The 9,376-nt window shown below is 40.9% G+C and carries 9 protein-coding genes; all 9 read right to left on the reverse strand.

Features of this window, described 5'->3' with window-relative positions:
• Window positions 1-957: type IV secretory system conjugative DNA transfer family protein (locus tag RTK36_RS16005; protein WP_312048225.1), on the reverse strand; the 957-nt coding region annotated here is incomplete at its 3' end.
• Entirely contained in the window at window positions 954-1,406 is a 453-nt protein-coding gene (locus tag RTK36_RS16010; RefSeq protein ID WP_312048226.1) for a PcfB family protein, read from the reverse strand. The genes RTK36_RS16005 and RTK36_RS16010, both read right to left, overlap by 4 nt.
• Before the next feature lie 866 nt (window positions 1,407-2,272).
• Window positions 2,273-6,187, reverse strand: a complete 3,915-nt coding sequence (locus RTK36_RS16015; RefSeq protein WP_312048227.1) for an S-layer homology domain-containing protein — start codon at window positions 6,185-6,187, stop codon at window positions 2,273-2,275.
• Between the two features lie 12 nt (window positions 6,188-6,199).
• Entirely contained in the window at window positions 6,200-6,415 is a 216-nt protein-coding gene (locus tag RTK36_RS16020) for a DUF6133 family protein (RefSeq protein WP_312048233.1), read from the reverse strand.
• Window positions 6,416-6,480: 65 nt separating this feature from the next.
• Window positions 6,481-6,819, reverse strand: a complete 339-nt coding sequence (locus RTK36_RS16025; RefSeq protein ID WP_312048228.1) for a SpoVG family protein — start codon at window positions 6,817-6,819, stop codon at window positions 6,481-6,483.
• A gap of 33 nt (window positions 6,820-6,852) precedes the next feature.
• Window positions 6,853-7,383 (reverse strand): YodL domain-containing protein, encoded by a 531-nt coding sequence (locus RTK36_RS16030; RefSeq protein WP_312048229.1) that lies wholly within the window; start codon window positions 7,381-7,383, stop codon window positions 6,853-6,855.
• Window positions 7,384-7,413: 30 nt separating this feature from the next.
• Window positions 7,414-7,893: a hypothetical protein gene (locus tag RTK36_RS16035; RefSeq protein WP_312048230.1), complete on the reverse strand. Its 480-nt coding sequence runs from the start codon at window positions 7,891-7,893 to the stop codon at window positions 7,414-7,416.
• Window positions 7,894-7,906: 13 nt separating this feature from the next.
• Window positions 7,907-8,869: a DNA adenine methylase gene (locus RTK36_RS16040; protein WP_312048231.1), complete on the reverse strand. Its 963-nt coding sequence runs from the start codon at window positions 8,867-8,869 to the stop codon at window positions 7,907-7,909.
• Between the two features lie 73 nt (window positions 8,870-8,942).
• Window positions 8,943-9,376 (reverse strand): phage antirepressor KilAC domain-containing protein (locus RTK36_RS16045; RefSeq protein WP_312048232.1); only part of this gene is annotated, 434 nt, incomplete at its 5' end.

The following is a 9,376-nucleotide window of genomic DNA, read 5'->3' on the forward strand; positions in this document are numbered from 1 at the left end:
TGTCTTGCCCGCAGCTAGCTTATATTTTGCATACTGCCTTACTGCAAAGTGGTCTGGAGACTTCTTCTCTAAGAGTTCAAACACTCTATCCACGGAATTTTTAAAGTTCTCATCATCTTCTCTCACCTCACTTGCATTAATCATCTCGATAAGGGTGTTAAAATTCTTTTCTTCCTCCGGAGCTTCATAGTAGATGTAGCCAATCAGAGCGGTATATAGCAGTGTTTCAGCTTTCTGCCAAAAATCATCTCCACCTTTGCCCTCACACTTGGTATTGGTAATTAAAGTAGTAACCATTTTCAAAATATCCTTTTCTGATCGGATATACGAAAAAGGATTGTATTTCATCGACTTTTTGAAGTTAATGGTGTTGAGAATTTTGATTTTATAACCCTCTTTCAATAGCAAATTCCCACACTCGATTACAATACTACCCTTGGGATCAGTGACAACGTATGAAGAATGGCACTGCATAAGGTTGGGTTTCAACCAAAATCTTGTTTTACCACTGCCCGAACCACCTATAATCAGAACATTTTTATTTCTCGCATCCTTTGGGTTCTTGGGCCTACTGCTCATTGTTAGGCTTTCAGTTCTGGTAAGAATAATATTGTTTTCAGATAAAGGGTCGACAAACGGCTCAATATCCTTTGGAGTACCAAAACGAGCAGAGCCATACTCTCTACCGTGCCTATACTTTTTTGCACTTTTCCCTCGAATGTATACCACAAGCCTTATAATAACTGCAATAAGCAGTCCGAAAAGTAAATCTCCATGGTAAAAACTTGGAAAAAAGCTTTTAAAAGCAAGGGCAAATCCATCACCAATGTAAAGCAGCTTTTCTGATAAATCCAAACCATTCGCAAGGCGGAAGCCCTGCACCACCTTAGTCATAAACAAACCGATGAACAGATACGGAATGTGCAGGATTATTTGTTTTTTCACTTTATCTGTCATCGCACCTGCTCCTTTTTCTTGACCTTTTCCACCACGGCATTTTTGATTTTTTCTTTCTGTTCCCGTAGTTCTTGCAATACAGACGGTTTTTCAACCTTTCGCATTCTGTCTGCTGTAAATTCCTTAAAAGCAGAGAGAATAGCATCATTATCTTTTGCCTTAAAGAAAACAAGATACTTAGGTGGTGTTTCGGTAATGTCTTTTTTGAGAGCAAAATCCACGCCGTATTTTTTCGCATACTTTTCAAAACACTTGATATTTTTATTCGTAACCTCAATGTTTGTCATCCCTTGACCGTGCTTTGCGAGCTGTTTGACCGTCTGTTTACCGTGGGGCAGTTCCTTTTGGTGTGCAAGATATAGCTTGATTAGCTTTAGCAACAACTTCCCTGTCATCTTAGAGCTGTTTACAGCAAAGGTTATGCTTCTATGGTTTATATCTTCTTGCAAAAAACCACTCCTTCCATCGGAAAATACTTACTCAAAGTAATATTCAACAGAATATGTAATGTTGGATTTGTTGTACAATGACGATAGGTAATCCTTTGAAATCATCTCTGGATTTTCCCCCGTCCCACACCGTGCATGAAACTTTCATTTCACACGGCGTTCCATCGTTAGCTGATTTTGATTATGCTTTGTGTATTTGCATATTTGTTAAAAATGATATTTTTTAAATTCACATCATTTCCTGTTAAAATCACTAACGACTAATGGCTATTCCTCTAACAGTTTGGTTCTGTCTTTTAAGGTCATGCCATCGCTTTCACCGTAATTAAAGGCTCTTATTGTTCTTCGACACCACCGCATCATAGATGTGTAATCATCTCCACGTTTTACGGCTTACCACGTTCCAATGCTCCTATCTGTTCATGATACCCTTAGGTGCTTGCTTTAAGCCTGTACGCTGGATACTGCCTGTAACAGTATAAGGTATTTCATAAGTGCAATTCTTACTCTACCTCACGCACTTGCCCGAAGGCACATATACATTTCTGTATACACCACTTATAGACCCGTACATTCGCAAGTTCGTCAGGGCAACTGCCCATTCTCACCATAGGTATTTTATAGACCTCCGCAATATAGGTTGCACCATTCATCGCTGAACAGCTTTCCACAGCAACATATTTGTCCTGTTTGGGCAACTCTCTCTCGACTTCACCGAGCGTCTGACAATTCTCTCATTACATTTCAAATTGCCAGTCGGAGTATTAAGGGAAGCGTTTCGGGACGTTACTCCGTCATTCCACTTCTCGGCGCATTAGTTCTATCGATTATCTATCCTCCTTTCAATCGACGCCTAACCTTTTCAGTTAGGAACGTGTCGCACTGCAGTTATGATTTGTGTAGTAGTAAAATTCCAACTTGGAATATAGTCCACTGTTTAGACTGCGTTCAAAAGTGATACCGTTATTGGTTGTTTCATAGTCAAGCTGATCCCAGGCTTCTGTAAGTATGTTATAACCTCTAACTCTGCCATAATCGTTGCCGCTGTGGCCCGATACAGGGGGAACGGTAAAGGTATATCCCGTGATAGTAGCTTCTTCAATGCCATTTTCCAAAATGGTAGAGTCGGGGCCTGTTAAAGTCATACCACCCGAACCGTTTGAATCAGCAACGAAGAACATAATAGCCGCCCAAGGAGATTCTGCTCCTGCACTATCTACCGATTTTACTCGAACTACATTTTTGCCTAAAGGGTACACTGCAGATTCAGATGGTCTGTTCTCCCATACATAGGTGATGGCATCTCCATCTGCATCACTGCTTTGTGCTGTGATGGTTACTGCAGTTCCGGGTGTAACGCTGTTTCCATTAGGAGTTCTGGTAATCACAGGCCGTTCCGGTGCAGAGTTTGCTACAGTGAATGTCTTTTCCGACCACGGAGAATAGGCGCCTACTGCATCTTTTGCACGAACCTTTATGGTGTGTGTACCTACTGCATAGTAGCCATCTGCATTTTTGCCCTGCCATTCAAGCACAGTTGCATCTCCATCTGCATCTGCCGCTGTAGCAGAAATATTCACCAAGAATTTGCCATCTTTCACTGTTCTGGTGGGGGTTACTGTAAAATTTGTAATGGTGGGTGCACTGTTTGCAATGGTAAAAGTTTTCATCGCCCACTGGGAATACGCTCCTGCAATATCTTTTGCACGAACCTTCACGGTGTGCGTTCCTGCTGCATAATATCCGTCTGCCTCTTTGCCTTCCCACTCAAGCTCAAATTTATCTCCATCTGCATCCGCCGCTGTAGCAGAAATATTCACAAGGAATTTACCATCTTTCACTGTTCTGGTGGGGGTTACGGTAAAATTCGTGATAGTCGGTGCAGCATTCACCACAGTAAAGGTTTTCACTGCCCAATCGGAATACGCCCCTGCAATATCTTTGGCACGAACCTTCACCATATGGGTTCCCACTCCATAATAACCATCTATCTCTTTGCCTTCCCACTCAAGTTCAAATTTATCTCCGTCTTCATCCGCCGCTGTGGCAGATATGTTCACCAGAAATTTACCATATTTGACGGTTCTGGTTGGATTTGCTGTAAGATTTGTGATAGTCGGTGCAGTGTTGGTCACTGTGATTTCCTGGGTGCATCTGCTCTCCCTGCCAAGAACATCAGTTGCAACAGATGTAAGTACAAATTCACCAGTATTTGAAATTGAAATGTTGCCGCCTTTTTCAGTCAGTGTGCCTGTATAGCTTTCTGTTTCGCCATTTTTGGTAAGTGCCCAAACAACCGTTGCATTTTCAGTATGCGTTGCATTTGAAATTGTCACCGGAAAGCTTTTGCCATAATGAACATCTGACGGCATTGTGAAGGTAAAATCCAATACAGGCATAATTTTGATTTCTTCACTGTGTGTATAGTTTCTTCCTAAAAAGTCTGTCATGGTTGCCGTTAAAACAAACTCACCATATTCCTCGAAAATTACCTTGCCACCAAGTGCATTCAACGTTCCATCAAGCACTTTGCTTAAAGAGACAGCCTGACCGTTTTTATTCAGCGACCATTCCACTGGGAGGGCATTGTTATGTCCACTTGTTCTCAGGTCAATTGCAGTATCGGTGTAAGCCACTTTCGGTAGGTTGAAGTCAATTGTCAGCACAGGCAAAACCTCGGTTGTTTTCTTTGGCTCAAAAAGGAATACTCTGCCTGTTTCATCAGTCACTCTGGCAACAAGCTCATAAATTCCTGCCCGCTTAAACTTGATATTTCCCCCTGCATCAGAAAGCGAACCCTCCACAAAGGTACTCCAATCTTGATAACCGAAGCTGTTATCTACAAGCCATTCAAGGGTGAGACCATCCAAGTCTGTGCTTTTTGCCATTATTTCAATTTCTGTATCGGTATGTGCATATTGCGGTTGCGTATAGCTGACTGTTGGCACAGCATACACCTTGATTTGCTGTTCATAGGAATAGTCTCTCTCTCCGTCATCGGTGAAAGAGGCTTTCAGAACATAAATGCCTTTTTCCTTGAAACGCACCTCACCGCCATCATTGGTCAAATTACCACTAATAAATTCAGAAAGCTGTACATCTTTTCCGTCTTTTTTGAGAGACCACATCGCCGTATGGTTTCCAATTTCGTCAAGCGTTGCTTCCACTTTTACCGTATCATCGGTGTGGAGAATAGAAGGAAGATAAAAACCAATAGAGCCTACAGGATATGCGATTATTTCCGCCGTAGCTGAAAAAATCCGCCCAACTTTATCAGTTAGTGTAGCTGTAAGTCGATAAACACCCCTTTCCTTGAAACGGATATTGTTTTCACCAAGGTCAAGTTCACCCTCAATGAAGCTTTCGACATCTACAGATTCTCCATCTTTCATAAGTGACCATTTTAAGGTCATATCCTCTGCTTCTTTTGTCTGAACATTAAGAGCAATGGTTTTGTCTGTATGGGTAACAGACTGCAATGTCAAATTGATTTCTGCCACAGGATAAATATCGATATTCTTTGATACCGTACAAACCTTACCCAGCTCATCGGTAACAGTTGCAGTAAGTTCATAACTACCTTTGCTGTTAAACCGCACCGTGCCGCCTGTATTACCAAGTTCTCCTGTAACGGCATTTTCAAGCTTCACTGCCATACCATCTTTTATCAGAGACCATACTACAAGGTTTTGACCAAGATTTTCTGTTTTCAAATCCACAGCAATGCCGGTGTCTGTATGTGCAGCCTTTGGAATATCAAAGTCTGCCGTCACCACAGGGTAAACCGTAACGGTTTGCTCACAGGTGATTTCCTTTCCAACACTATTTTTTGCCATTGCCGTAAAGGTGTAAATCCCACTCTCCTTGATTTTCACAATACCACCGTGTTGTTTTAGTTCTCCATTCATAACGTCAGGTATTTCCACGGAAATATCATTTTTTGAGACAGCCCAAGCCACTGTGCTTACATATTGGCTTTTGGTAGCTATCTCAATCTCTTCTCCAACATATGCAGTTTTTGGAAGAATGAAGCTAAACTGTGGCTCAGGCACATAAGATGCACCTCCACTGCCTCCATGGGAGTTTTTTCCCTCTGAATTTTCAACCACAGAACTTTGCTCTTTCTCTCTCTTAATCTGTTCCATGGCTTCTTCCTGATTCACAAGCATTTTAAATGCTTCTGCACGGGTAGCACTGCCACCCAGTTGCATCGTTCCATCTGGATAACCACTGATAATGTGATATTTCTTCCCCATACAAACATAAATCTTATCTTTGTTTTCAATTAACTGTGCATCGGAAAAATCAAGTTCACAGATACAATTTTCACTGTGATTTTCAGTCCCCAATGCACGAACCAGCATTTTCACCATTTCCAATCTTGTAATCGGTTCATCTGGGGAAAATCGTTTTTCGGGATATTCTTCTTCCAAAATAATCTGAAGGTTGGTCAACTTCGTAATATTTTTTTCCGCCCAATGCCCCTTGATGTCAGTAAAATCAGAAGGTCTATTGACTGCACCATCTTTATCTCTTTCTATTTTGCGATCAACCAGTGCCGTAAATTCTGCTCTTGTAATGATTTCATCGGGGTGACAAAGCCCATCGGGGAATCCTGATATCACACCCTCCTCCGTCAGCTTTAGGATAGCATCTTCTGCCCAATGCCCTAAACTGTCTTGAAATATCAGCTTTTCTGCATATACACTCTCACTAAACATTACTAGTACAAGACAAATAATCAAAAATAGAGAAGTTGTCTTTTTTAGGTTCTGTTTCATACCATCCCTCCATCAGCCTGCATAATTGAACATTTCCTTAATCTTGGTTTCCAAGGTTGGCATCACCACATCACCAAATAGTGCATAAAGTCCTGCAAGAAGCAATCCTCCCAAAACCACAGCAATAAGTATTTTGACGGCACTGTCTACATAATTTTCACCACGATTATTGGCTGCTGCAAACCGCAGTTTAGCAGACTGCAATATACAAAATGACTGTACCTGCATTGCCTTTTCCTTTACAAAAACGTCTACCTTTTTCGCTAGATTTTTCATTGAATATCCTCCTAATCTCACATATTCATCGTTGGAGCACTACCTTGCTCCTGTGTCGATGGTTCTTGTTTTTGCTCCTGCTTTTGAGACAGTGCCTGTTCATATGCACCCATCACCGCTTGGTCAAATTCCTTTCTTGCTTCTGCGGTGCAAGGAAAACAAATATCCTTGTATTCTCCGTTTCCTGCTTTGTAACTGGGCATGGAAACAAATAAGCCTTTACTGCCGTCCATGACCTTGACACCACGAATGGCAAAGGCTTCGTTAATATTGACAGTTGCCGTTGCCCTCAACGTACCTTTTGGTCGTATGCTTTGAATCTTTACGTCGTAGTGAAGCTGATTGTTATTCTTCATATTCATTCTCCTTTACATTTTTGTTGACATGTCCTATTGCGGCTGTTCAAAGCCAATCTCCTTGAATCCGAACTGGTCTACATAGTGAAAAGTACTCCCTTCATCATCATAAAGTTCCACCACATCGGACATAGATAGGGAATGCCCCTCATAACCATAAGGGTGGTCAATATTGAATTTGGTATAGATCCCCTCCAAATCGTTGGTTGTAAGCTCGCCATCATAAACGGTTTCATAATTTTCAATCCTTGGTTCACCAAATTTCTTTTGGCTCTCTCCCAAAGAAATAAACCGCAAAGCAAAGTCCGAATCGGCTTTTAACTGCCAAATTCGGACTTTTTTTAGCGGCTTGTTTTCCCCATTCAATTCTGCCAGCTTTTCACCCCTTGAAAGCCGTTCAAATACACCGTCTGTCCAAGTAGCTGATAGATTTTTTTCGATCAGCAATTCTTTCAGTTCTTCCCTTTGAAACATGGTATCCACCACTGCATTTTGCTCTTTTACATATCCAGCTGGGTTGCCGTAGTAATAAATACACCCTTTTTTGATTTGAATATTACTCATTTTCCACCTCCTATCGGATATACATAATTCTTATCCATGAAGAAATTCCCCCTTCACAAGCAGTGCATCAAGCTCACCCATACAAATCCCATATTCTGAAAGCAATTTAAGAATGTCCTCGGGAATATCTGCAATATCATGGTCGTATTCCGCCTGTTCCACACGGACAATTCCGCTGTCTTCCTCGGCATATGCAATCAGCTTTGCATCATTTGGAATCCCTGCGACTTCCAACATATAATAGGGAAGCTTAATGTTTTCTGTATCCATTTCCTCACAATGGCCGCAGTCCTCGCAATTACCACAATTTTTCGCCAATATGGCAAGAAGATTTTGAGTGACTTCCGCAAGGGTTGCAATGGTTTTTACCATATCCAATGCCGTCATTTTTGCCTTTGTCAACACCACAAGGCGATCTAATGCAGTAACAACTACTTCATCTCCTAAATTTGCAAATTCAATCATTTCGTTTTCTACAACCAAGCCTTGCTGTTCATTCAATTTTTTCATGTACTTATTCCTCCTAATCCTCTTTTAAGTAATATTCAAACTGTTCATCCTCGTCCTCCAAATCAGAGAAAAGATTCATTTGAAAGCTAAAATCCTTTATAACCATCTTCTTTGGATCAAAATTTGTAATTACCAGTTCTCTGTACTCCGCACCTCCTTCATAACGCTGTGCCAGATTGTTGATACGGACAACCGTGCGAATATGAAAATCCTTATACAACTCCCTGATGTACTCACAATCGTTATAGGACACCATCCAAAGTCCCTTGCAAGCTGAAAGAGTATCCCGAAGTCTTACATGATTTTCTTTAGGAAAGCCCACAGCATAATGCCCCTCTGTTCCAAAATAAGGTGGATCACAATAGATGAATGCCCCCTCTCTGTCATACTGCTTAATGAAGTCCTCAAAATCTTTGTTTTCTATAACAACGTCCTTTAATCGTTCCGAGGCTTCCCATATAATTTTGAAACACTTTCGAATATCGCAGGGCTGACCACCAAAGGAGGTTGTACTACTGCCATAGCTGTACTTTATCAACTTGAAAAAAGCGGCTGCTCTTTTTACTTCATAGAGCTGGGCTTTCTTTTCATACAAAAGCTTCATTTCATCAACCGACGGAGGAGGGATAAATTTTTCTGCCAGTTCCAGCTCCTCAGCCATATAGGCATCTGTAAATTCTTCCTGTTCAATAAACTTTCTCAAAACCCCAAATTCGTCTCTTGAACACAACGGCAAAAACCCAAGCTCCTTTAGAAAAGCAAGGGGACGTTCTTTTACACATAAAAAAAGGTTTACAAGATTTGAATTAAAATCGTTGTAAACCTCCATGCAGTTCTTTCTCTGTCTTTTCCCAAAGAGTACCCATCCACCTCCTCCAAATACTTCTATGTATCGTGTATGATTTTTAGGAAACAGCTTATATAACAGCTTTCTTAAAGCCTTTTTCCCACCAATCCACGAAATAAAGCTATTCACTTATCAACCACCTTCCTTCCAAGAAGCAAAAAAGACCGACTGCTTTCCTGCCTAAGCAGAGAAACAATCGACCTTAAATTTGTTCTTTATCCTCTATTTGTTCTAAAAAATGAAGCTTTCCAAGAACAGTGATCAGTGTCTGCGTACCATGATACCCATTGTTGTAAAAGTCTTTGATTGCAAAAATTCCATAATGCACATAAGGCTGCATTGGAAGAATCCTTTGATGTTTATCACGGTAGACGTATTTTTTATCAATCAGAAATTGAGTAAACGCCATTGGCTTTACCCCTAATTCCTTGGCAGTGGTGCGAAAATCAGTAAGCATTTCAGAATCAATCAATTTATCAAAATATTTCCCTTTGGGTACAAGGGTTGCAATCTCATTTTTTAAATCCTTGTTTTTCTGTGTTTCAAGAAGAAGCTGTTTTAAAAGCAATTCCAAGCTTTCAGGATTTGCCATAATCTCACCAAGTTTTGGCATGGTAATATAAGCCCCATGTTTTC

It is taken from the genome of Anaerotignum sp., assembly GCF_031981185.1.
Lineage (GTDB): Bacteria > Bacillota > Clostridia > Lachnospirales > Anaerotignaceae > Chakrabartyella.